This is a genomic window from Pseudonocardia adelaidensis (genome assembly GCF_039543345.1).
Taxonomy (GTDB): domain Bacteria; phylum Actinomycetota; class Actinomycetes; order Mycobacteriales; family Pseudonocardiaceae; genus Pseudonocardia; species Pseudonocardia adelaidensis.
Genome location: NZ_BAABJO010000002.1, coordinates 321,137 through 344,350 on the forward strand (window position 1 = coordinate 321,137; position 23,214 = coordinate 344,350).

The window sequence follows — 23,214 nt, forward strand, 5'->3', positions numbered from 1 at the left end:
GGGTGAAGCTCATCCCCGCCGTCGCGCTCGGCGCGCTGCTCTCCCTCGCCGTGGCCGCGTGCGGTTCCGCCACCGACGAGTCCGCGCCGCAGGGCGCGCCCTTCCGGGTGGTCACGCACGCCATGGGAGAGACCGCGATCCCCGCCCCACCGAAGCGGGTGGTCGCGCTCGACCAGAGCTTCGTCGACGCCGTGCTGACGCTGGAGACGCCGCTCGTCGGCTACACGACCTACCGCGCGATCACCGACGGCCTCCCGGACTACCTCGGCCCGCTCGCCGGGACGTACGCAGGCGACGCCATCCCGGTCGGCGCACTGGAGGACCCCAGCCTCGAGCAGGTGGCCGCGCTCCAACCGGACCTCATCGTGTCCGCGAAGGTCCGGCACGAGGCGCTGTACGAGCAGCTCTCCCGGATCGCGCCCACCGTCTTCAGCGAGACGACGGGTGCCACCTGGAAGGACAACCTGCGCCTGGTGGGGCGTGCCCTCGGCGAGGAGGAGCTCGCGGAGACCAGGATCGGTGAGTACGAGCAGCGCGCGGCGACCATCGGCAGGAAGATCGGGGAGGCGTCCGGCGGCACGCTCCCGACGATCTCGGTCGTCCGCTTCGCCGGCGAGGACACCGTCCGCCTCTACGGGGAGAAGTCCTACTCCGGGGTCGTCCTGCAGGACGTCGGGTTCCCACGCCCCGCGAGCCAGCCCACCACGGACGAGATCGCCGTGGACGTCTCGCAGGAACGCATCCTCGACCTCGACGCCGACCACATCTTCGTCGCCACCTACCCCGACACCACGACCGACGGGCCGAAGGCCCAGTTCACCGGCAACCCGCTGTGGGGCAGGCTCCGCGGCGCCCGGCACGAGGTCAGCGACCTGACGTGGATGAGCGCCGTGGGGATCCAGGGTGCGCACGCGATGCTGGACGACGTCGCCCGCACCTTCTCGGTGGATCCGGTCAGGCCATGAGCGCGGCGTAGCCCGGCTTGATCACGTCGTTGATCAGCGCCAGCCGCTCGTCGAAGCCGATGAAGGCCGACTTCATGGCGTTCACGGTGAACCACTGCAGATCGGCCCACCCGTAACCGAACGTGTCGGCGAGCGCGGTGAGCTCGCTCGTCATCGAGACGTCGGACATCAGGCGGTTGTCGGTGTTGACCGTGACGCGGAACCGCAACTGCGTGAGCAACCCGATCGGATGGTCCGCGAGGGATTTCGCGGCGCCGGTGTGCACGTTCGACGTGGGACACATTTCGAGCGGGATCCGCTTGTCCCTCACATAGGCGGCGAGCAGACCCAACCGGGGCGTTCCGTCGGCACCCAACGTGATGTCGTCCATGATGCGGACGCCGTGCCCGAGCCGGTCGGCGCCGCACCACTGCAGAGCCTCCCAGATCGACGGCAACCCGAAGGCCTCACCCGCGTGGATCGTGAAATGGGCGTTCTGCTGGCGCACGTACTCGAACGCGTCCAGGTGCCGCGTGGGCGGGAACCCGGCCTCGGCGCCCGCGATGTCGAACCCGACCACGCCGAGGTCGCGGTAGCGCACCGCCAGCTCCGCGATCTCGCGCGACCGCGCCGCGTGCCGCATGGCGGTGAGCAGGCAGCCCACCCGGATCCGCCTGCCGTGTTCTGCCGCACGCGCCGTACCCACCCGGAAGCCCTCGAGCACCGCCTCGACCACGGCGTCCAGCTCGAGACCCGCCTCCACGTGCAGCTCGGGCGCGAACCGCACCTCCGCGTACACGACGCCGTCGGCGGCGAGGTCCTCCGCGCACTCGGCGGCCACGCGGACCAGCGCGTCGACCGTCTGCATCACGCCGACCGTGTGCCCGAACGTCTCCAGGTAGCGCACCAGCGACCCGGAGTGCGCCGCGGCGAGGAACCACCCACCCAGCTCGGCCGCGTCCGTGGACGGCAGGCCGTGGTAGCCGGCGGCGTCGGCGAGCTCGATCACGGTGGCGGGCCGCAACCCGCCGTCGAGGTGGTCGTGCAGCAGCACCTTCGGGGCATCGCGGATGGTGTCGACGGTCAGGGGCGCAGGCACGCGGCAACGCTAGAACACGGCCCCACCTCGGGATGCCCGGGCGCAATCAGCTGGTCCGATCGAGGTATGACACCTCCGATCGGGGAGCCGCGGACGGGTGACGCACCGTGGTCGCTACCCTCATTGCCGCACTACCCGATGTCCGGCTCAGAGGAAGCTCCCCCGCCGCCATGAGCAATGACTCCACCCTCTCGTTCGACCGCATGCGCGGAATGCTGATGCGCGCAGCGGAGATCCGCGACAGCGAGCAGCAGCAGATCTTCGATTCGCTCGACGAGATCCACGCTCGGCTCGCGGCCCTGGACGCCCTCGGCACGGTGCGCAAGCGCCTCACCGAGCTCCCCGACCGCACCGAGGTCAGCGTCCTCGCCGAGCGCCTCGACGAGACGGTCGCCAAGCTCGACGCCCAGGACGCCTCGATCGCGTCCGTCCTGAGGGCGGTGGAGGCGATGCCGGACAAGCTGGCGAAGCCGATCGCGCAGCTCGACGGCCGCCTCGACGGGATGGCAGGCCGCCTGGAGGGCGTCTCCGGGCGGATGGACGGGCTGGACGACCGGCTCGGCGGCCTGCACAAGCGCCTCGACGACCTCGACAACCGCCTCGACCGGCACGAGATGCGCCTCGACGCGATGCCGTCGTCGGTGGGCGCGCCGATCAAGGAGCGCGTCGACGGGATCGAGCGCATCGTCCGCGAGCAGCTCGACAACGCCATCCGCTCGGTCGACGAGTCCGGCGAGGGCCTGCGCAACCTGCTCGGCGACACCAGCGTCGGCCTGCACCGCAGGCTCGAGGACCTGGCCGCCCGCCCCGCCGTCGACCCGACGGAGCCGCTGAACGGCCTGGAGAGGCGCCTCGAGAACCTCGCCGCCCGCCTCGACGCGATCGAGGAGAGCATGTCCGGGCGCCTCGGCAACCTCGGCGGCACGATCGACGAGAAGCTCGGCAAGCTCGACGCCGCGATCGTCGAGCGCCCCGACACCAGCTCGCTGCGCTCGCTCGTGGAGCGCGCGAACGCCGAGTCGGAGCGGCGCAACGCCGGTCAGCTCGACGAGGCCATGGCCACGTTCGCCGAGCTCATCCTCGGCCGCGGCCCGTCGGTGCACCAGATGCCGCCGCCCCCGCCGCGGCAGACCCCGCGCCGCAACCGCAGCAAGGTCGCGGTGAAGAGCCCCAACGGCGCCTCGGCGCACGACACGGTCACCGACGACCCCGACGTCTGACCGCCCGCCGGAGCGTTCTCAAGAGGGTTGGACGCGGAACACGGCGATCCGGTCCGCGGCAGCGGCCACCGCATCGGGTGTGGGTGCGGCGGCCAGCCCGTTCGTCACGAGGCGTTGTGCCGCACTCGCTGGTTGGCTCGCCACGACCTCGCGCAGCAGCGGGCGACGTTCCTCCACAGGCACTTCGACCAGCCGCACCGTCCGGCTGCGGCGGCCGCGCGTCAATGTGACCGTGTCCGCCGCTCGCACGTTGGCCACCCAGGCGGCATTCGGGAACGCCTGCATGATGTACCGGCCGCCGGTCAGTGGGATCACCGCGATGGGAAAGGTGCGGGGCCGGCCGGTGCGGCGGCCGGGAACGGTGAGGAGCTCCATCGGTCCGAACGCGATGCCGATCCTCTGGAGACCCGTGATGATCTTGTTGATCCGGTTGACCATCCGGCGGTAGCGCTGCGCGGTGTGCGTGTCCTGGCTCACGCCATCACTGTACCGAACTCGTATGGATCTCATATGAGATGAGACTCATACGAACGCATCGCTCATCTCAGCCGGGGCAGCACCTGGGTGCGGTAGAAGTCGATGGCCGCACCGGGATCGTCCTGCGGGAAGTGGAGGAACGGCGTCCTACCGCCATCGATCATGCGCTGCACGGCCCCGATGTGAACGGCCGGGTCGGTGCCGGTCACCCAACCCGCGGCCACCTGCTCCGGCGGGGTGCGCTCGGCCGCCTGCTGGATCGCCTCCGGGTTGGGCTGGTCGATGGACCCGGCGGCGGTGAAGCTCCACAGCCGCGCGGCGCGGTCGATCTCGTCCTGCTCGCCCGGCACGGCGAACAGTTCCGCCCATTTGGGCATGGCGTCCGGGTCCTTGCCCGCTGCGCGCGCGCCGTCGATGAAAGCACCCACGAGCTGCGGATTCGTCGCCGACGATGCCTGGGTGATCCAGCCGTCGCCGTACTGGCCGGCCAGCCGAGCGCTCTTCGGCCCGCCGGCGGCGACGTAGATCGGCGGAGGTTTCTCCGGCAGGTCGTACAGCTCGAGCTGCTCGGTCTGGAAGTAGCGGCCGCGGTAGGAGACCCGCTGCCCCGTCCAGAGTTGCCGGATGAGATGGATCGCCTCGATCAGCCGGTCGTGCCGCTCCGAGTAGGGGCCGAACTGCGTCGTGGCCGCCTGCTCGTTGAGCCGCTCGCCGGTGCCGACGCCGAGGAAGACCCGTCCGGGGGCCAGCAGCTCCAGCGACGCGAAGGCATGCGCGACCTCCACCGGGTGGTGGCGGTAGATGGGGCAGGTCACGCCGCTTCCCAGCGGGATCCGCTGTGTGCGTTGGCCGGCCAGGGCCAGCGTGAGCCAAGGGAACATCGAGTGTCCCTGGTCGTGCTGCCACGGTTGCACGTGGTCGCTGGCCCACAGGTACCCGAAACCGGCCTGCTCGGCCTGCTCGGCGTAGGAGACCAGTTCCTGGGTCGGGAACTGCTCGTGGGACAGGACGAACCCGACCGGAGCGGCCTTGGCGGCGCCGCCACCCGCGGCCGGGACGCTCGAGGGCCGACCGCCGCTGCACGCCGCGGCGACCCCGGCGACCCCGGCGGTCACGGCCCACCGCCCGAGCCGGCGACGCGAGATTCGCCACGTCATGCCGTGGTCCTACCCGGCCACGCCGCCACTGATACGGCCCGGCTCCCGCGGTGTCAGGAGCGGATCGCGTCCCTCACCAGCGCGCACCGGGCAGCGGGCTCGTCGGTCAGAACGACGCCCCCGTCCAGCGCCGCACGGGCGCCGGCAACGGCGGCGGGGGTGTCCGTGTGCAGCTCCAGCAGCGGCTGCCCGGCCTCGACCTCGTCGCCGACGCCTACCAGCAGCCGGACGCCCGCGGCGGCCTGCACCGCGTCCTCCTTCCGGGCTCGGCCGGCCCCGAGCCGCCAGGCCGCCACACCGACGGCGTAGGCGTCCAGCCGGCCGAGCACCCCGGACCGGTCGGCGACCAGCTCCTCGACGTGGGCCGCGCTCGGCAGCGGGGCACCCGGGTCACCGCCCTGCGCGGCGATCATCCGCTCCCACACCTCGTGGGCCTTGCCGGACGCGAGCACCTGCGCCGGGTCGGCGTCGCTGATGCCGGCGAGTGCGAGCATCTCGCGGGCCAGCGCCACGGTCAGCTCCACGACGTCGGCCGGCCCGCCGCCGCGCAGCACCTCGACGGACTCGGCCACCTCCAGGGCGTTGCCCACGGCCCGCCCGAGCGGCACGGACATGTCCGTGAGCAGCGCCGTCGTCGCCAGGCCGTGCGCCGAGCCGATCGCGACCATCGTCTCGGCCAGTTCCCGCGCGCGCTCGGGCGTCTTCATGAATGCCCCGGATCCGAACTTCACGTCGAGCACCAGCCCGTCCGTGCCCTCGGCGATCTTCTTGCTCATGATCGAGCTCGCGATCAGCGGGATCGACTCGACCGTGCCCGTGACGTCGCGCAGGGCGTACAGCTTGCGGTCGGCGGGGGCGAGCGTCGGGGTGGTCGCGCAGATCACCGCGCCCACGTCGGCGAGCTGCGCCGCGATCTCCTCCTCCGACAGCGACGCGCGCCAGCCGGGGATCGCCTCCAGCTTGTCGAGGGTGCCACCGGTGTGGCCGAGCCCGCGGCCGGACAGCTGCGGCACCGCCGCCCCGCAGGCGGCCACGAGCGGGGCGAGCGGCAAGGTGATCTTGTCGCCGACCCCTCCGGTCGAATGCTTGTCCACCAACGGTCGCCCGACGTCCCCGAGCGCCAGCACCTCGCCGGAGTCGATCATGGCCTGGGTCCAGCGGGCGATCTCACCCGCCTCCATGCCGTTGAGCAGGATCGCCATCGCGAGCGCCGCCATCTGCTCGTCGGCGACGCTCCCGCGCGTGTAGGCGTCGACGACCCAGTCGACCTGCTCGTCGGTGAGCCGCCGGCCGTCCCGCTTCGCCTGGATGATCTCGACGGCGTGCATTCGACCGACTCTATGCCCACCCCGCGCACCGTGGAGCCATGGTGGCGTCCGAGCGACTGCTGGGCAGCAGTACGGCTCCACGGTGCGGTCTGTGGTTACGTCGGCAAGTCGTCCGGGCCGAAGGCGTCGGGGAGGACCTCGCTCAGCGGGAGGATGCCCCTGGGCGTGTCCAGGAGGCAGCCCGGGCCGCCGAACTCGTAGAGCACCTGGCGGCACCGGCCGCAGGGCATCAGCAGCTCGCCGGTGCCGGAGCGGCAGGTCACCGCGGTGAACCGGCCGCCTCCGGTGAGGCGCAGCTGCCCGGCCATCGTGCACTCGGCGCACAGCCCGAGGCCGTACGAGGCGTTCTCGACGTTGCACCCGGCGACGACGCGCCCGTCGTCGCAGAGCGCGGCGGCGCCCACCTGCAGCCGGGAGTAGGGCGCGTAGGCCGAGCCCGCGGCCGCGACCGCCGCGTTGCGCAGGGCCGGCCAGTCGGCTTCGAGTTCAGTCACCTTCACCTCGGCGGTACTCGAGCCCGACCGCGGCGGGCGGCCGCAGCCGTTGCGAGGCCACTGCGAGCACGAGCAGCGTGACCAGCTGCGGCGCGTAGGAGGCGAACTCGCGCGGCACCTCGGGGATCACCCAGTACACGGCGTAGACGACCACGCCCGCCGCCAGCGCGACCACGGCCGAGCGCCAGTTCCGCCGCGCGGCCCAGAACACCGCCAGGAGCACCGCGAGGATCGTGGTGGTGTAGAGGAGCGCGTGCACCGCCTCGCCGCCCGCGCGCAGCTGCACGCCGTCGACGTACCCGAACAGGGCCGAGCCGGCGAGCAGGCCGCCGGGACGCCAGTTTCCGAAGATCATCGCAGCCAGGCCGATGTAGCCGCGCCCGCCCGTCTGGCCCTCCAGGTAGCCGAGCTGACCCGGGTTGAGCGTGAGGGCCGCGCCGCCGAGCCCGGCGAAACCGCCCGAGGCGATCACCGCGATGTACTTGTAGGTGAACACCTTCACGCCCAGCGACTCGGCCGCCACCGGGTTCTCGCCGCACGAGCGCAGCCGTAGCCCGAACCGCGTGCGCCACAGCACGTAGTAGCTCACGGGCACGAGCAGGAACCCGAGCACGACGAGCGGGGTGAGCCCGGAGATCAGGCCGCCGAGCAGGCCGGCCACGTCGGAGACCAGCACCCGCTGCTGGTCCTCCAGTGCGGCGAGCCAGTCGGCGAACGGCTGGATCGAGAACGTCTCGAAGCCCTCGATGCGCGGCGACTGCCGCGGGTTCCGCGAGAGCGGCACGAAGACCAGCTGGGCGAGGTACTGCGTGACGCCCATCCCGAGCAGCGTGATCGCGACGCCGGAGACGATGTGGTTGACCCCGAACGTCACCGTTGCCACTGCGTGCAGCAGGCCGCCGAGCGCGCCGAACACGAGCCCGCCGATGACCGCGGCCCACGGACCCCAGTAGAACCCGGCCCACGCCGCGCCCCAGGTGCCGAGGATCATCATGCCCTCGAGCCCGATGTTGATGATCCCCGAGCGCTCGGACCAGAGCCCGCCGAGCGCGGCGAAGAGGATCGGCAGCAGCAGCCGGACGGCGGCCTGGGTGGTGCCGCTCGAGGTGAGCTGGATCTGCCCGGTGAGCGTCGTGGTGATCGTCAGGACCCCGACCCCGATCGCGACGACGATCGCGGCCCGCGCCCAGCCGGGCAGCCGCCGCCCGTTCCGGGCGCCCGCGGGGGCGGGCGCGGTCTCGACCGCCGTCACGACGCCACCTCGCTGACGCTCGTCGGCGCCGTGCCGGGCCGTGCTGTGTTCGATGGTGACCTCGCAAGCTCGGTCACGACGCCACCTCGCTGACGCTCGTCGGCGCCGTGCCGGGCCGTGCTGTGTTCGATGGTGACCTCGCAAGCTCGGTCACGACGCCACCTCCGCCGGCACGCCCGCCGCGGCGCGCAGCTGCGCGGCGACCCGCCGCTGCTCGGCCGCGAGCTCGTAGCGGCGCACGATCTCGTAGGCGACGATCACGGAGAGCACCACCGATCCCTGCATGATCAACACGATCTCGCGCGGCACCCCGACGTTGTCGAGAGCCAGCGCCGACTTGTCCAGGAACGCCCAGAGCAGCGCGCCGAGCGCGATGCCGACCGGGTGGTTGCGCCCGAGCAGCGCCACCGCGATCCCGGTGAAGCCGTAGCCGGCGGGCGAGGTGAGCGTGTAGGCGTGGTCGCGGCCGACCAGCTCGGGCAGGCCGACGAGGCCGGCCATCGCGCCCGAGAGCAGCAGCGCCACGATCACCATCCGGCGCGCGTCCACCCCGCCCGCTGCGGCCGCCGTGGGCGACTCCCCCGAGGCCTTCAGCTCGAACCCGAACCGCGTGCGGTTCAGCATGAACCCGTAGGCCACACCGAGCGCCGCGGCAACGAACACGAACCCGAAGACCGTCCCCCTGTCCCCGAACGAGATGCCGGGGAAGTGGCCGGTGGGCTCGATCGGATCGGTCGAGATGTTGTTGCCACGCAGCACGCCGAACCCGTCGGTGCTGATCAGGTAGGCTATCAGGCCGGTCGCGACGAAGTTCATCATGATCGACGCGATGACCTCGTGCACGCCGCGGTAGGCCTTGAGCAACGCCGGCACCGAGGCCCAGAGCGCGCCCACCGCAGCCCCGACCAGGATGATCACCAGCGTGTGCAGACCCGGCGGCAGCGAGATCGCGCCGCCGACGATCGCGGCCACGCACGCGGCGAGCCGGAACTGGCCCTCGATGCCGATGTTGAACAGCTTCATCTGGAAGCCGATGGCCACGGCGAGCCCGGCGATGTAGTAGATCGCCCCGGTGTTGACGATGTCGACGGCCGTGGTGCCCGTGCCCACCTGGGTGACCATCACGGTCAGGGCCGTGATCGGCGAGTCGCCGTTGATCAGCAGCGCCACCGCGCACAGCAGTGCGGCGAAGACGATCGCCAGCACGGGTGGCAGCAGGACCGTCCGGATGCGGGTCACGCGGCACCCTCCGCGTCGGCACCGGTCATCGCGGCCCCCAGCTCCTCCGGCGTGACGGTGGCCGGGTCGGCGCCGGCGACGAGCCGTCCCCGCAGCATCACCTTGATCGTGTCGGACAGCCCGATCAGCTCGTCCAGGTCGGCGCTCACGAGCAGCACCGCGAGGCCGCGGGCCCTGGCGCGCCGCAGCACGTCCCAGATGCCGGCCTGCGCGCCGACGTCCACGCCGCGGGTGGGGTGGGCGGCGATGAGCAGCACCGGTTCGCCGGAGAGCTCGCGCCCCACCACGAGCTTCTGCTGGTTCCCCCCGGACAGCGCGGCCGCCGGCACGTCGACGCCGGGCGTGCGCACGTCGAACTCCTCGACGATGCGCTCGGTGTCGCGCCGCGCGGCACCGCGGTCGAGCACGCCGAGCGGCCCGCCCGATGCCACCGGCTTGCGGCTCTGGTAGCCCAGGATCCGGTTGGCCCACAGCGGCTGGGTGGCGAGCAGCCCGTGGCGGGTGCGGTCCTCCGGCACGTAGCCGATTCCCGCCTCCCGGCGCTGCAGCGTGTGGGCACGGGTGATGTCCCTGCCCTCCAGCACCACCGTGCCACCGCTCGCCCGGCGCATCCCCATGATCGTCTCGACGAGCTCGGTCTGCCCGTTGCCCTCGACGCCCGCGATCCCGAGCACCTCGCCCGCCCGCACCACGAGGTCCACGCCGTCGAGCACCGGGCGCCCGCCGCCCTCGGCATCGAGCGTGAGCCCGGTGACGCGCAGCACCTCGTGGTCGGTGACCGTGGACTCCCTGGTCTCCGGGCTGGGCAGCTCGCTGCCGACCATCATCTCCGCGAGCTGGCGGCTCGTGACCGTCTTCGGGTCGGCGCTGCCGACGCAGGTGCCGCGGCGGATGACGGTGACGCGGTCCGCGATGGCCCGCACCTCGTCGAGCTTGTGGGAGATGAAGACGAACGTGTACCCCTCCCCTCGCATCCTGCGCAGCGTGGCGAACAGCTCGTCGACCTCCTGCGGCACCAGCACGGCCGTCGGCTCGTCCAGGATCACGGTGCGCGCACCGCGGTAGAGCACCTTGAGGATCTCGACGCGCTGCCGGTCGGCCACCCCGAGCCGCTCGACCAGCACGTCCGGCCCGGCCCGCAGCCCGACCGTGCCCTCGAGCTCGGCGATGCGCCGCCGCGCCGCGGCACCCATGCCGTGCAGGGCCTCCGCGCCGAGCAGGATGTTCTCCGCGACGGTGAGGTTGTCGGCGAGCATGAAGTGCTGGTGCACCATGCCGATCCCGGCCTTGATCGCATCGGCGGGCGAGCGGAAGTGCACCGCCTCGCCGTCCACCGAGATGGAGCCCTCGTCGGGCTGCTGCATCCCGTAGAGGATCTTCATCAGCGTCGACTTGCCCGCGCCGTTCTCCCCGCACAGCGCGTGCACCTCGCCGCGGCGCACCTGGAGCGAGATGTCGCTGTTGGCGACCACACCGGGGAAGCGCTTGGTGATGCCCGCCAGCTCGACGGCGTACTCGCCGCGAGGTGGCGCGGTCTCGGCTACGGCCATACCTCCAGCCTTCCGGGGGTCGCCGGTGTTCGGGCGGACTACGGCGCGGGGGCCGGGATCCGTGCGGACCCGGCCCCCGATGGTGCCTCAGACGCGAGGAGACCGCGCTACTGCGGCTCGCTGGGCACCGTGATGTCGCCGTTGATGATCGCGGCCTTGTAGGCGTCCAGCTGGTCGGTGATGTCGTCGATCTTGCCGCCGGACGTCGAGTAGCCCACGCCGTCGACGGAGAGGTCGAACGCCTTCGGGAGCGCGTCCCGGTGGCCACCGGCCACCGCGTTGATGTAGTTGAACACCGCGACGTCGACGCGCTTGAGCATCGAGGTCATGATCACCTCGTTGACCGGCGGCGCGACGGTGTTGTACTGGTCGGAGTCGACGCCGATCGCGAACTTCGGGGCGTCCGCCTTCGTCGCCGCGTTCACGGCCTCGAACACGCCCTGGCCGGATGCACCCGCGGCCTGGTAGACGATGTCGGCGCCGCCGTCGAGCTGGCCGCGGGCCACCTCGGTGCCGCGTGCCGAGTCGTTGAAGCCGGAGAAGTCACCCGCCGGGCTGATGTAGTCGACGTCGACCCGGACGTTCGGCGCCACCGCCTTGGCACCCGCCACGTAGCCCGCCTCGAACTTGTGGATCAGCGGCGTGTCCACGCCGCCCACGAAGCCGATCCGGCAGGCCTTCGTCTTCAACGCGGCCGCGGCACCCACGAGGAACGAGCCCTGCTCCTCGGCGAAGACCAGCGGGGTGACGTTCGGCAGCTCGACCGTGGAGTCGTCCACGATCGCGAACTGCACGTTCGGGTTCTCGGTGGCGACCGTCTTCAGGGCCGTCGCGTACTTGAAGCCGACCGCGATGACCGGGTTGAAGCCGTCGGCCACGAGCTGGCGCAGCCGGGTGGCGGCGGCGTCCTCGCTCTCGTTCTCGGCGGCCGCGAGTTCCCGGGTGTTGGACTGCTGCAGGCCGATGTCGCTTATCGCCTTCTCGAGCCCGGCGGCCGCGGAGTCGTTGAACGACAGGTCGCCGCGGCCTCCGATGTCGTAGGCCATCCCCACGCGCAGCGCGCTGGCGTCGGCGTTCGGGGCGACCGGCGCGGGGGTGGGAACGCCGCCCGCCGCGGCGGGCGCGGGATTGCGGGTGCACTCGGTACCCCCGGCGCCACCACCGCCCTGCTGCGTGGCGCCGGTGTCACGAGCGCAACCCGTCACCACCAGCGCGCTGGTCAGCACGGCTGCTGCCAGAACGAAACCTCGACTGAACCGCAAGGGAGACCTCTCCTGATCCGGCGGGACGACGGTGGGGAACCGTATCCGAGGGTCCTGGGTGTTCACATGATCGACCGATGGGCGTGACCGAATCGTCGACTCCGGAGCGTGACCACCCGACCGCGTCCCCCAATGGATGATCGTCACGGCTTCCGGTCGACGCATGCGGACTGAACCGATCTACAGTCGAGGACGTGCGATGGGTCGCGGCGGTGACGCTGGTGCTCGCACTGGCGTGCCCGGCCGTCCCGGCGGCGGCCCCGCAGCCGGTGGCGAGCGTGACGGGGGGCTGCGCGGGTCAGCAGGCCCCGCCCGGCCCACCCGTCAAGGAGGAGAAGGCGGACCCGCCACCCGCCCCGCTGCCCTGGCCGCCGGAACCGGTGGGCGGGCCGCAGATGGGCACGTGCGGGCAGATCGGCCCGGACGGTGCCCCCGACCTCACCGCCCAGTCGTGGGTGCTCGCCGACCTCGACACCGGAGCCGTGCTCGCCGCGCGCGCCCCGCACGCGCGGCACCGCCCCGCGTCCACGCTCAAGGTGCTCACCGCGATCACCGCCCTGCGGTCGCTCGACCCGGACCAGGTGGTCGCCGGCACGGCCGAGGACCAGGCGATCGACGGCAGCAAGGCAGGCGTGGGCCCCGGCGGGCAGTACACCGTGCGGCAGCTGCTCGCCGGCCTCCTGCTCAACTCCGGCAACGACACCGCGGAGGCGCTGTCCCGAGCGATGGGCGGCGACGCCGCCACGGTCGCCAAGATGACCGACATCGCGCGCGAGATGGGCGCGCTCGACACCCGCCCCGCCACCCCGTCCGGGCTCGACGGGCCGGGCATGGCGTGCTCGGCGTACGACCTCGCGCTGATGTTCCGGGCGGCGATGCGCGAACCCCTGTTCGCCGAGACCACCGCCCTGCACTCGACGCCGTTCCCGGGCTACGGCGACCACCCCGGGTTCGTGCTCTACAACAGCAGCAAGAACCTCGCCCACTACGCGGGCACGATCGGCGGCAAGACCGGCTTCACGCAGGCCGCCCGGCACACGCTCGTCACCGCGGCCGAGCGGGGCGGGAGACGTCTCGTCGTCGTGCTGATGAGGGGCGAGCAGACACCGGTGCCCATGTGGAAGCAGGGCGCCCACCTGCTGGACTGGGGATTCGAGCTGCCCGCCGACACCCCCGCCGTCGGGCAGCTGGTGGAGGCCGCGCCCGCCCCGCCGCCGACACCCCCCGAGGCGGACGCGGGGGTCCAGACCCTCGCCCTCCGGCCCGTCCCGCCGATGCTCCCGATCGGCCTCGGCGCCATCGCGGTCACCGGGATGGTCATCGGAGGCCTCGCCCTGCGCCGCCGCCGCTGATCCCGGCCCGCCTCGGGCGCGCTGCGGTGGCTCCCGCGGAGCGAACGGCACGTTCGGGTGCTAGGAGGGAGAGCGCCGCTCGCTTCGTGCGCGCCGACGCTAGCGCTCGACGCGGCGACGACCGAGCAGGCGACGGCTGCTCAGCCAGCCGGTGAGCAGGCCGGCACCGAGCAGCCCGACGGCGACGCCGCCCGTCGGACCGCGGCGCACCACCACCTCCGAGTGCAACACGGGCGGCTCCGGCACCGGTACCGGCTCCTCCTGCTCGTTCTCCCGCGCGGTGGCGGCCCACGCCGTGACGAAGAGGACGAAGCGGGACGCGAAGAACACGAAGACCAGCAGGCCGAGGAACGAGCCGAACACGGCACCGCTGGGCGACGCCGTCACGGATGCGAGGTAGTAGGTCATGATCAACTTCAGCGCCTCGAAGCCGATCGCACCGAACAGCGCTGCCTTCACCGCGCTGCGCAGCGTCACGTGCCGGCGCGGGAGCCGGGCGATCACCCACAGGAAGATCAGCCAGTTCGCGAGCAGGCCCAGCAGGAACCCGACGACGCCGAGCAGGAACCGCGCCCACTCCTCGTCGGCCAGGCCCACCAGCTCCAGCAACGTCGCGGCGAAGCCGTTCGCGACGCCGGTGATGGCGAACGACCCCACGAGCGCCAGGCCGAGGCCCGCCAGCGCGAGGAGGTCGAGGAACAGTCGCTTCACCATCGCGGGCGTGGCCGGGACCTGGGCCCACTGCTCGGACAACGCCTCGCGCAGGTTCGACATCCAGCCGATCCCCGAGTAGAGCGCCGCCAGCAGACCCACCGCGCCGACGGCCGCGCGGGACGCGATGGCCTGTTCGATCGTCGGGTTGATGATCTCGCCGAGACCGGGCGGGACGTTCTCCGCGATGCCGGCCTGCAGCTCGCGCAGCAGATCCGGGTTGAAGAACAGCACGTACCCGGCGACGGCGAACGCGATCATCAGCAACGGCACCAGCGACAGCACGCTGAAGAACGTGATCGCCGCGGCGTAGTGGTCCCCGTGCCGCTCGGTGTAGCGGGTGGCGGCCCGCATGACGTGGTCGAGCCACGCGTACCGCGCCCGCAGCCGCTCGATCCTGGACGGCTTCTCCGGTGCGGCCACGGTGTCACCCCATCACGTCGGCGGCAGGAAGCCGATCCTCTCGTGGACGGCCGCGAGTGTCGCGCCTGCGATCTCGCGCGCCCGGGTGGCTCCGCGGGCGAGCACCCGGTCCAGCTCGGCCGGGTCGTCCCGGAAGGTACGTACCCGCTCGCGCAGCGGTTCCACGAACTGCGCGACGACCTCCGCGAGATCCTTCTTCAGATCGCCGTAGCCCTTGCCGGCGTAGTCCGCCTCGAGCTCGGAGACCTTCCGGTCGGTGAGCGCCGAGTAGATCGTGAGCAGGTTGGAGATGCCCGGCTTGGCCTCCGGGTCGTAGCGGATCTCCCGCTCCGCGTCCGTGACGGCCGACCGGATCTTCTTGGCGTTCACCTTGGGGTCGTCGAGCAGCTCGACGATGCCGGCCGGGCTCGACGCCGACTTGCTCATCTTCGCCGTCGGGTCCTGCAGGTCCTGGATCTTCGCGATCCCGGTGGGGATGACCGGCTCGGGCACCGTGAACGCCTTGCCGAAGCGGGTGTTGAACCGCTGCGCGAGGTCGCGGGTGAGCTCGAGGTGCTGGCGCTGGTCCTCGCCCACCGGCACGCCGTCGGCCTGGTAGAGCAGGATGTCGGCGGCCTGCAGGATCGGGTAGGTGAACAGGCCCACGGTGGCCCGGTCGGCGCCCTGGCGCGCCGCCTTGTCCTTGAACTGGGTCATCCGGCTCGCCTCGCCGAAGCCCGTGAGGCAGCCCAGCACCCACTCGAGCTGGGCGTGTTCGGGCACGTGGGACTGGACGAACAGCGTGCAGCGCTGCGCGTCGAGGCCTAACGCGAGCAGCTGGGCCACCGCGTTGCGGGTGCGGTCGGCGAGCGTCTTCGGGTCGTGTTCGACGGTGATCGCGTGCAGGTCCGGGATGAAGTAGAAGGCGTCGTAGGAGTCCTGCATCGCCACCCACTGCCGGACCGCGCCGAGGTAGTTGCCCAGGTGGAACGAGTCCGCGGTGGGCTGGATGCCGGAGAGCACCCGCTGGCGACGGTCGGTGGGGGCGGTCATGCCCCCGATTCTCCCAACCCGCGTGGACGCGCTACGCGGGGGCGGTGTCGTCCTGCTCGGGTTCGTCGGCCGCCACGCGCTGCACCTGAACGGTGCGGTTGTCCAGGTCGATCGGCCCGAGCTGGAAGTGCTCCTGGCCGTCGCCCGCCTCGGTGGACTCGTCCCGGATCTTCCGCCCGGGGAACATCTCTCCCAGAACGCCCATGCCGCCACGGTACGCGTCGCAGGATGAGACAACCGGACGTGACCCGCCTCACTAGCGTCACCCCCCGCGACTTGCGACCAGCGGAGGCACCAGATGAAGGCACTCGTCTACCACGGTCCGGACGACAAGTCCTGGGAGGACGTCCCGGACGCTGCCGTGCAGGAGCCGACCGACGTGGTCGTCAGGGTCGACACCACCACGATCTGCGGCACCGACCTGCACATCCTGCAGGGCGACGTCCCCGCCGTCACCGACGGGCGGATCCTGGGCCACGAAGCGGTGGGGACCGTCACCGAGGTCGGCGCCGCGGTGCGCGGGTTCTCGGCGGGCGACCGGGTGCTGGTACCGGCGATCACCAAGTGCGGCCGCTGCGAGTACTGCCAGCGCGGGATGCCGTCGCACTGCCGGACGGTCGGCGGGATCGGCTGGATCTTCGGGCACCTGATCGACGGCACCCAGGCCGAGTACGTCCGCGTCCCGTACGCGGACACGTCCCTGTACGCCGTTCCCGATGGCGTCTCCGACGAGCAGGCGATCTTCCTGGCCGACTCGCTCCCCACCGGCTACGAGGTCGGGGTCCTCGCCGGCAACGTCCGCCCCGGGCACACCGTCGCCGTCGTCGGAGCCGGAGCGGTCGGGCTGGCCGCCGTGCTCACGACCGGCCTGTGGGGCGCCTCGAAGGTCATCGCCGTCGACAGCAACAAGTTCCGCCTGGAGAAGGCGATCGAGTTCGGCGCCACCGACACCGTCGAGGCGGGCCCCGGCACGGTCAAGGAGGTCACCGCGCTCACCGACGGCCTCGGCGTCGACGTCGCGATCGAGGCCGTCGGGTACCCGGAGACCCTGCTCACCGCCGCCGCGCTGGTACGGCCGGGCGGCACGATCGCCAACATCGGCGTGCACGGGGTGCCGGTGGAGCTCCCGATGCAGGAGATGTGGATCCGCAACATCACCCTGACCATGGGGCTGGTCGACACGGTCTCCATACCGACCCTGCTCACGATGGTCGCGAACGGGCGCATCCCCGCCGAGAAGATGGGCACCCACTCGTTCACGTTCGACCGCATCGACCAGGCGTACGACGTCTTCAAGAACGCCGCGGCCCACCAGGCGCTCAAGGTCGTCATCACGCCGGGCTGACGACGCGGAAGTCGGTCGACGTCGCCGGAGCCCTGACCTACCGTCCGCGCGGTGGCGGACGTCGTCGTGGTGGGCGCCGGGATCGTCGGCGCGTCGATCGCCTGCCACGTGGCCCGGCTCGGGGCGGACGTGACGCTCGTGGACAAGGCCCGGCCGGCGTCCGGCGCCACCGGGGAGTCGTTCGGGTGGATCGGCGCGTCCGAGCGCGGGCCCGGTCCGGGTGGCGCGCTGCGCGCGGCCGCGGTGCGGGAGTACCGGCGGCTCGAGGCCGAGATCCCGGATGTGCACGTGCGGTGGTCCGGATCGCTGTCGTGGGGCGGGCCGGAACCGGCCGGCGACCTCGAACCCGGGCGGCACCTGGTCGGCGCGGAGCGGATCGCCGCGCTGGAGCCCAACCTGCGCACGCCCCCGGCGCGGGCCGTCCACATCCCCGGCGACGGGGCGGTCGACCCGCGGGCGACCACCGACGCCCTGATCGCCGCCGCATGCGATCGGGGTGCCCGGCTCGTGTGGGGTACCGCGGCGACCGCGCTGCGGGTCGTCCATGGCCGCGTCGTCGGCGTCGAGACGACGGGTGGCCTCGTCGACTCCGACACCGTGGTGCTGGCGAGCGGTGCCGACGTCTCCGTGCTCTGCGGGCCGCTGGGCGTGCGGGTGCCGGTGGCGCCGTCACCGGCGATCCTGCTGCGGCTCGCCGGACCTCCCGATCTCGTGCGGACCGTCGTCGCGACGCCTCGTGTGGAGGTGCGTGCCGGTGGTGACGGCGAGCTGCTCTCGCCCATCGCCTACGCGGGGGAGTCGACGGCCGCCGAACTCGCGCGTTCCGCGGAACGTGGCCTCGCTCGGATCGCCTCGATGTTCCGCGGTGCGGACGACGTGCGGCTGCTGAGCGCACGGGTCGGGATGCGGCCGATGCCGGTCGATGGACACCCGGTGATCGGCCCGCTCCCCACCGTCCGTGGCGCCTACGTGGCGGCGATGCACTCCGGCGTGACGCTCGCAGCGGTCGCCGGGAGGCTCGTCGCCGAGGAGGTCGTGCACGGGGTCGATGCCCCGGAGCTGCGCGGCTGCCGACCCACGTGAGGCGCACGCAGTCCCCGACCCGCTCGCCCGGAGACCGCGAATCGCGGAGGGATCACGGGTCGAGCGCGACCACCGTCATGCCCGCGGGCGTCGGGCCGTCCATCGCCGCGAGCGAGCCCAGCGCGTCGAGCGAGACGTGCGCCCCGCCGCCGGTGAGCTCGTGGACCGCCGCCGGGACGTCCCGCGTCCCGGAGGCGTCGACGACCACTTCGGCGCCGCGGGCCCGGGCCAGTGCGAGCGCGTCCGCCGAGACGTCGACGGCCACCACGCGGCCACGATCGTCATGACCGGCACGGGGACGCAGCCCCGACCGCCCGGCCGCACCGCGCACGACCCGAAGATCGCGGCGAGACGCACGATGGTGCTGCTCGGACCGCATCGGTGTGCACACCGGATCGATCAGGCGGGCGCCAGCGGCAGCAGCCGCGGGCCGGGACGCTGGGCCGGCACCAGCCGATCCACCGGGTCGCGGTAGGTCGTGCTGCGCTGGCGAACCGGGCGGCCCGCCGCCTCCGCGATCGCCGTCAGCTCGGTGACGGTGCGCGCGGAGCCGTTCTCCGACCCCGCCATCCGGCTGATCGTCTCCTCCATCAGCGTGCCGCCCATGTCGTCGGCGCCGCCGCGGAGGATGTCGGCGGCGAGGTCGTCGCCGAGCTTCACCCACGAGCACTGGACGTGGTCGATCCGCCCGTGCAGGGCGAGCCGGGCGAACGCGTGCACCGCGCGGTTGTCGCGCACCGTCGGCCCGGGGCGGGCGATGCCCGCGAGGTAGATCGGCGCGTTGTGGTGCACGAACGGGAGCGGAACGAACTCGGTGAAGCCTCCCGTCTCGTCCTGCAGCGCCGCGAGCGTGCGCAGGTGGCCGAGCCAGTGGCGGGGTTCGTCGACGTGGCCGTACATCATCGTGGACGACGACGGGATCCCCAGCCGGTGCGCGGTGCCCACCACCTCCAGCCACTGGGCGGCCGGCAGCTTGCCCTTGGTGAGCACCCAGCGGACCTCGTCGTCGAGGATCTCGGCGGCCGTGCCCGGGATCGAGCCCAGCCCCGCGTCGCGCAGCTCCGTGAGCCACTCCTCGATCGACACGCCCGCCTTCGCCGCCGCCGACACGACCTCCATCGGCGAGAAGGCGTGGACGTGCATGCCCGGCACCGCGGCCTTCACCGCGCGCACGAGGTCGGCGTAGAAGGTGACGGGCAGCTGCGGGTCGATCCCGCCCTGCATGCACACCTCGGTGGCGCCCGCCTCGGCAGCCTCCACCGCGCGCGCCGCGACCTCGTCGAGCGAGAGCCGGAACGCGTCGGCGTCGCGCTCGCGCTGCGCGAAGGCGCAGAAGCGGCACCCCACGTAGCAGACGTTCGAGAAGTTGATGTTGCGGTTGACGACGTAGGTGACCTCGTCGCCCACGACGTCGGCGCGCACGGCGTCGGCGAGCCGCACGAGCTCGTCCAGCGCCGGTCCGTCGGCGGTGAGCACGGCCATCGCGACCGCCTCGTGCGCCGGGTCGAGCAGCGCGGCCGGATCGGAGGCGGCCAGCGCGAGCCCCGCGCGGACGTCGGAGTCCAGCCGTTCCGGGGCCGTCCGCTGCGTCGCTGCCAGCTCCTCGGCGACCGCCTCCCAGTCGCCGTAGACGGATGCGAAGTCGCCGCGGCGGTCGTCCGTGCGCCCCTCGGTGTCGATCGCGGTGTTCAGGTCGACGCGTCCGGTGGAGGCGAACCCGCCGTCCGGCTCCTGCCACGGCCGCCCCACCACCGCGGCGCTCTCGTCGGCGAGCCCGGTGTCCGGGTCGGCGAGCGCGGCGACGTGCGCGGACACGCGGGAGTCGATCCACGGCGACCCGGCCAGCACGTACTTCGGGTAGACCGCGAGCCGCTCCCTGATCTGGAAGCCGGCCGCAGCCGAGCGCGTGGCGAGTTCGTCGATGGCGGGCCACGGCATCTCCGGGCTGACGTGGTCGGCGGTGACCGGCGAGACCCCGCCCCAGTCGTCGATCCCGGCGCGCAGCATGAGCGCGTACTCCTCGCCGATCAGGTTCGGCGGCGCCTGGATCCGCATCTTCGGGCCGAGCACGATCCGCGCGACCGCGATCGTGGCGGCGAGGTCCTGCAGGTCGGCGTCCGGGTCGTTCGCCATCGCGGTGTCCGGCTTGGCCCGGAAGTTCTGGATGATCACTTCCTGGACGTGCCCGTGCGCCCGCGCGGCGGAGCGGATCGCGAACAGCGACTCGGCGCGCTCCGTGCGGTTCTCGCCGATCCCGATCAGGATGCCCGTGGTGTACGGGACGCCGACACGCCCGGCGTCGGTGATCGCCCGGATCCGGACGGCCGGCTCCTTGTCCGGGCTGCCGAAGTGCGGGCCGCCCGGCTCGCTCCACAGCCGCTCCGCCGTGGTCTCCAGCATCATCCCCATGCTCGCGGCCACCGGCTTGAGCCGCGTCAGCTCGGCCCAGGACAGGACGCCGGGGTTGAGGTGCGGCAGCAGGCCGGTCTCCTCCAGCACCGCGATCGCGCAGGCGCGGACGTAGTCCAACGTGGAGTCGTAGCCGCGCGCCTCCAGCCACTCCCGCGCGGCGGGCCAGCGGTCCTCCGGCCGGTCGCCCAGGGTGAACAGCGCTTCCTTGCAGCCGGCCGCCGCCCCGGCCCTGGCGATCTCCAGCACCTCCTCCCGCTCGAGGAACGCCGCGGGCAACCGGTGCGGCACGGTGGCGAACGTGCAGTAGTGGCAGCGGTCGCGGCACAGCCGGGTGAGCGGGATGAACACGTTCTTCGAGTACGTGACGACACCCGGCCTGCCCTCGGCCACCAGGCCCGCGTCCCGCACCCGGGACGCGACGGCGAGCAGCTCGTCCAGGGCCTCGCCACGGGCGGCCAGCAGCACGGACGCCTCGGCGACGTCGATCGTGACGCCGTCCCGCGCCCGCCGCAGCGCGCGGCGGAGAGCGGCGTCGGACGGCTCGGTCTCGCGGAGCACCTCGACCATGACGTGAACAGTAGGTCGGCCGAGCCGACGAGGTCGACCTGCCGGACCCCGCTACAGATCACAGCACAACACGGGAATACGACGAGGTCCCCGGCATCATGGCGCCGTGCTGGGGAGGCAGTTCGCCGGTGGGCTCGCCTGCCTGCTCGCGTTGGTGGCGTGCGCGCCGGCGCAGGGCGGCGCGGATACGGCCGACCGGACCGTCGTCGTCTCCACCGCCGCCGGCGACCGCACCGCGCACGTCCACCACCCACAGGGCGCCCCGGCGGGCGCGCCGCTCGTGGTCGTCCTGCACGGCGCGGGCGGCTCGGGCGCCCAGGTGGAGGCCGACCTCGGCTGGGACGGCCTCGCCGACCGGGAGGGGTTCGTCGTCGCCTACCCCGACGGGCTCGACGGCACGTGGAACGGCGGCGGCTGCTGCGGACGGGCCCGCACCCGCGGCGTCGACGACGTCGGCTACCTCGCCGCGTTGTCGGGCCGGATCGCCGAGGAGGACGGCACCGACCCGCGCCGTGTCTACGCCGTCGGCTTCTCGAACGGAGCGATCCTCGCCTACGCCTGGGCCTGCAGCCGTCCGGGTGACCTCGCCGGCATCGGCCCCGTGGCGGGCGCGGTGCTCGTGCCCTGCGCGGCGCCGGGCCCGGTCGCCGTGGTGGCGGTCCACGGCACGGAGGACGACCGCGTCCCGTTCGGCGGCGGCGCGGGAGCAGGCGGGGCGCAGTACCCGACCGTGGCCGGTTCGCTCGCCCCGTTCCTGGCCGGGGACGGGTGCTCCCCCGCTCCCGCGCTCGCCGACGACCCGCCGGCCGCGGTCGGCACGTGGACGTGCTCCTCCGGCCGCCCCGTGGTGCGCGACGTCATCGACGGCGGCGGGCACGCGTGGCCGGGCGCAGGCCCAGACGCGGGCACCACGGACACCCCGCTGGACGCCACGGGCTTCCTGTGGTCGCGCCTGGCGGGCCCGTGATTGCGACCGGCGTCGGCCGGCCGCTCACACAGCAACCGTGGCGCTGGCACACCAACTGCAGTTGGTGTGCCGGCGCCGAAGTTGTTGTGTGGCGCATTCACCTAACTCAGGACGGCCGAGATCTGCGCGACCAGCGCGTCGATCACCGTCGGGAGGCTGAGCACCGTGCCCCACGTCCACGCGGCGGAGACCAGCGGGTCGTCGACGAACACCGACCGGCCGGCCTTCACCACGTCCAGCCGCGAGTACAGGGGAGCCCGCTCGATGTCCCGGCGCGCCTGTGGGGCGGCGAACCCGGTGTTCCACAGCAGGACGTCGCGATCGAGCAGGGCCATCTGCTCGTCGCTGATCGTCGCGCCGTCCTCGTCGCCCGCGAGCTCGCCGATCTCGGGCGGGATCGTGAAGCCGAGCGCCGCCACCACCTGCGAGCGCTGGTCGTTCGGCGAGCGGACGAAGGTCTGGCCGTCCTCCTGCCGCTCCGCGACCACGGCGGTGCGGCCCTCGAACCACGGGTTCGCCGCGGCGGCCGCCTCGAGCTGCACGTCGACGCCGGTGATCAGCTGCTCGGCCCGGTCCGGGACGCCGAACGCGCGGCCGGCGAGGCGCGTGTACTCGTCCCACGGCGCGCCCCACTCGGGATAGCCCGCGGGCGGCGCGATGGTGGGGGCGATCCGCGAGAGCGTCCGGTACTGCGTGTCGTCCATCGACGTGTAGAGCCCGATGATCAGGTCCGGGGAGAGCGCGGCGATCTCCTCGTACCGGTAGTCGGGGGTGCCGGTGAACGCGCCCCGGTTCAGCACCGCGGGCCGCGCGGCACCGAGCTCGTCCTGCGCCCACGGCCACGTCGCGTACGGCTGGTCCCCGTACCAGTCCGTGACGCCCACCGGGCGGACCCCCATCGCCAGCACCGGGTCCTGGTCGCTGAAGCCGACCGTGACGACGCGCTGTGGGGCACCCGTGATCTCGGTGGCGCCCATGCTGTGCTCGACGGTGAGCGGGAACGCGCCCGACGCGGCCGGGCCCGCCGCCTGCACCGGCGGCTCGGTGGCGCCTCCCCCGCAGGCGGCCAGGAGGCCCATCGCACCGAACGCTCCGGCCCCCGTGAGCAGCCGGCGGCGGCTGACGTGACCAGCGGGACGGGACGCGGCGGGCACGGTGCCTCCTGAGATCTTCGGCGCGAGGGGCGCCCGAGGCTAGCCTCCCCTCACAGCGCCACGTCACGCCGCCATTGCGTTTCGTACAAGAGCGGCGGCCGGCCCCGGCCTAGCGTCTCGATCGTGCGGCGAGCGACTTCTGGCTG

Annotated in this window: 21 protein-coding genes; 6 read left to right on the top strand and 15 right to left on the bottom strand. The window is 72.8% G+C overall.

Features of this window, described 5'->3' with window-relative positions:
* The first annotated feature begins 2 nt into the window (after positions 1-2).
* Positions 3-965, top strand: coding sequence for an ABC transporter substrate-binding protein (locus ABEA81_RS03440; protein ID WP_345603161.1), 963 nt, complete (start codon positions 3-5; stop codon positions 963-965).
* On the opposite strand, the gene ABEA81_RS03445 is transcribed toward ABEA81_RS03440, so the two are convergent.
* Positions 955-2,043 (bottom strand): adenosine deaminase, encoded by a 1,089-nt coding sequence (locus ABEA81_RS03445; protein WP_345603163.1) that lies wholly within the window; start codon positions 2,041-2,043, stop codon positions 955-957. The two genes, ABEA81_RS03440 and ABEA81_RS03445, sit on opposite strands and share 11 nt — an antisense overlap.
* Positions 2,044-2,213: 170 nt before the next feature.
* On the opposite strand from ABEA81_RS03445, the gene ABEA81_RS03450 reads away from it, so the two are divergent.
* Positions 2,214-3,263, top strand: a complete 1,050-nt coding sequence (locus ABEA81_RS03450) for a PA containing protein (protein WP_345603165.1) — start codon at positions 2,214-2,216, stop codon at positions 3,261-3,263.
* Between the two features lie 18 nt (positions 3,264-3,281).
* On the opposite strand, the gene ABEA81_RS03455 is transcribed toward ABEA81_RS03450, so the two are convergent.
* From ABEA81_RS03455 to ABEA81_RS03490, 8 genes are all read right to left on the bottom strand, one after another.
* Positions 3,282-3,701, bottom strand: a complete 420-nt coding sequence (locus ABEA81_RS03455; protein WP_345603167.1) for a nitroreductase family deazaflavin-dependent oxidoreductase — start codon at positions 3,699-3,701, stop codon at positions 3,282-3,284.
* Positions 3,702-3,802: 101 nt separating this feature from the next.
* A complete protein-coding gene (locus ABEA81_RS03460; RefSeq protein ID WP_345603168.1) occupies positions 3,803-4,897 on the bottom strand; it encodes a F420-dependent hydroxymycolic acid dehydrogenase in 1,095 nt (364 codons plus the stop codon).
* 53 nt (positions 4,898-4,950) lie between these two features.
* Entirely contained in the window at positions 4,951-6,225 is a 1,275-nt protein-coding gene (locus ABEA81_RS03465) for a thymidine phosphorylase (protein ID WP_345603170.1), read from the bottom strand.
* A 95-nt stretch (positions 6,226-6,320) separates the two neighbouring features.
* Complete coding sequence (locus tag ABEA81_RS03470) at positions 6,321-6,719, bottom strand: cytidine deaminase (protein ID WP_345603172.1); 399 nt, start codon at positions 6,717-6,719, stop codon at positions 6,321-6,323.
* Complete coding sequence (locus ABEA81_RS03475) at positions 6,712-7,971, bottom strand: ABC transporter permease (protein WP_345603174.1); 1,260 nt, start codon at positions 7,969-7,971, stop codon at positions 6,712-6,714. The genes ABEA81_RS03470 and ABEA81_RS03475 overlap by 8 nt, the downstream gene beginning before the upstream one ends.
* 150 nt (positions 7,972-8,121) lie before the next feature.
* A complete protein-coding gene (locus ABEA81_RS03480; RefSeq protein ID WP_345603176.1) occupies positions 8,122-9,210 on the bottom strand; it encodes an ABC transporter permease in 1,089 nt (362 codons plus the stop codon).
* On the bottom strand, positions 9,207-10,760 hold the full coding sequence (locus tag ABEA81_RS03485; RefSeq protein WP_345603178.1) for an ABC transporter ATP-binding protein: 1,554 nt from the start codon (positions 10,758-10,760) through the stop codon (positions 9,207-9,209). Before ABEA81_RS03485 ends, ABEA81_RS03480 begins: the two co-directional genes overlap by 4 nt.
* A gap of 107 nt (positions 10,761-10,867) precedes the next feature.
* Positions 10,868-11,983, bottom strand: a complete 1,116-nt coding sequence (locus tag ABEA81_RS03490) for a BMP family lipoprotein (RefSeq protein WP_345603292.1) — start codon at positions 11,981-11,983, stop codon at positions 10,868-10,870.
* 233 nt (positions 11,984-12,216) lie between these two features.
* Here ABEA81_RS03490 and ABEA81_RS03495 point away from each other — a divergent pair, with 233 nt between their 5' ends.
* The gene (locus tag ABEA81_RS03495) at positions 12,217-13,374 is read left to right on the top strand and encodes a D-alanyl-D-alanine carboxypeptidase family protein (RefSeq protein WP_345603180.1); all 1,158 of its coding nucleotides are present in this window, start codon (positions 12,217-12,219) and stop codon (positions 13,372-13,374) included.
* Positions 13,375-13,473: 99 nt separating this feature from the next.
* Here the strand turns inward: ABEA81_RS03495 and yhjD are convergent, their stop codons facing one another.
* Genes yhjD through ABEA81_RS03510 form a run of 3 tightly spaced genes read right to left on the bottom strand, consistent with a single transcriptional unit; the run spans position 13,474 to position 15,745 of the window.
* Positions 13,474-14,508, bottom strand: coding sequence for an inner membrane protein YhjD (gene yhjD / locus ABEA81_RS03500; protein WP_345603181.1), 1,035 nt, complete (start codon positions 14,506-14,508; stop codon positions 13,474-13,476).
* 12 nt (positions 14,509-14,520) lie between these two features.
* Entirely contained in the window at positions 14,521-15,540 is a 1,020-nt protein-coding gene (gene trpS, locus ABEA81_RS03505; RefSeq protein ID WP_345603183.1) for a tryptophan--tRNA ligase, read from the bottom strand.
* Between the two features lie 31 nt (positions 15,541-15,571).
* A complete protein-coding gene (locus tag ABEA81_RS03510) occupies positions 15,572-15,745 on the bottom strand; it encodes a hypothetical protein (protein WP_345603184.1) in 174 nt (57 codons plus the stop codon).
* Between the two features lie 93 nt (positions 15,746-15,838).
* Here ABEA81_RS03510 and ABEA81_RS03515 point away from each other — a divergent pair, with 93 nt between their 5' ends.
* Positions 15,839-16,885, top strand: a complete 1,047-nt coding sequence (locus ABEA81_RS03515) for an alcohol dehydrogenase catalytic domain-containing protein (protein WP_345603186.1) — start codon at positions 15,839-15,841, stop codon at positions 16,883-16,885.
* A gap of 51 nt (positions 16,886-16,936) precedes the next feature.
* The gene (locus ABEA81_RS03520) at positions 16,937-17,968 is read left to right on the top strand and encodes an NAD(P)/FAD-dependent oxidoreductase (RefSeq protein ID WP_345603188.1); all 1,032 of its coding nucleotides are present in this window, start codon (positions 16,937-16,939) and stop codon (positions 17,966-17,968) included.
* Positions 17,969-18,020: 52 nt separating this feature from the next.
* Here ABEA81_RS03520 and ABEA81_RS03525 read toward each other — a convergent pair whose 3' ends face one another.
* The gene (locus ABEA81_RS03525) at positions 18,021-18,236 is read right to left on the bottom strand and encodes a zinc-binding dehydrogenase (protein ID WP_345603190.1); all 216 of its coding nucleotides are present in this window, start codon (positions 18,234-18,236) and stop codon (positions 18,021-18,023) included.
* Positions 18,237-18,367: 131 nt separating this feature from the next.
* Positions 18,368-20,947, bottom strand: coding sequence for a bifunctional FO biosynthesis protein CofGH (locus ABEA81_RS03530; RefSeq protein ID WP_345603192.1), 2,580 nt, complete (start codon positions 20,945-20,947; stop codon positions 18,368-18,370).
* A 106-nt stretch (positions 20,948-21,053) separates the two neighbouring features.
* Here ABEA81_RS03530 and ABEA81_RS03535 point away from each other — a divergent pair, with 106 nt between their 5' ends.
* Positions 21,054-21,914, top strand: a complete 861-nt coding sequence (locus ABEA81_RS03535; protein ID WP_345603194.1) for a CE1 family esterase — start codon at positions 21,054-21,056, stop codon at positions 21,912-21,914.
* 101 nt (positions 21,915-22,015) lie between these two features.
* Here ABEA81_RS03535 and ABEA81_RS03540 read toward each other — a convergent pair whose 3' ends face one another.
* Positions 22,016-23,068, bottom strand: coding sequence for an iron-siderophore ABC transporter substrate-binding protein (locus ABEA81_RS03540; RefSeq protein WP_345603195.1), 1,053 nt, complete (start codon positions 23,066-23,068; stop codon positions 22,016-22,018).
* Between the last annotated feature and the right edge of the window lie 146 nt (positions 23,069-23,214).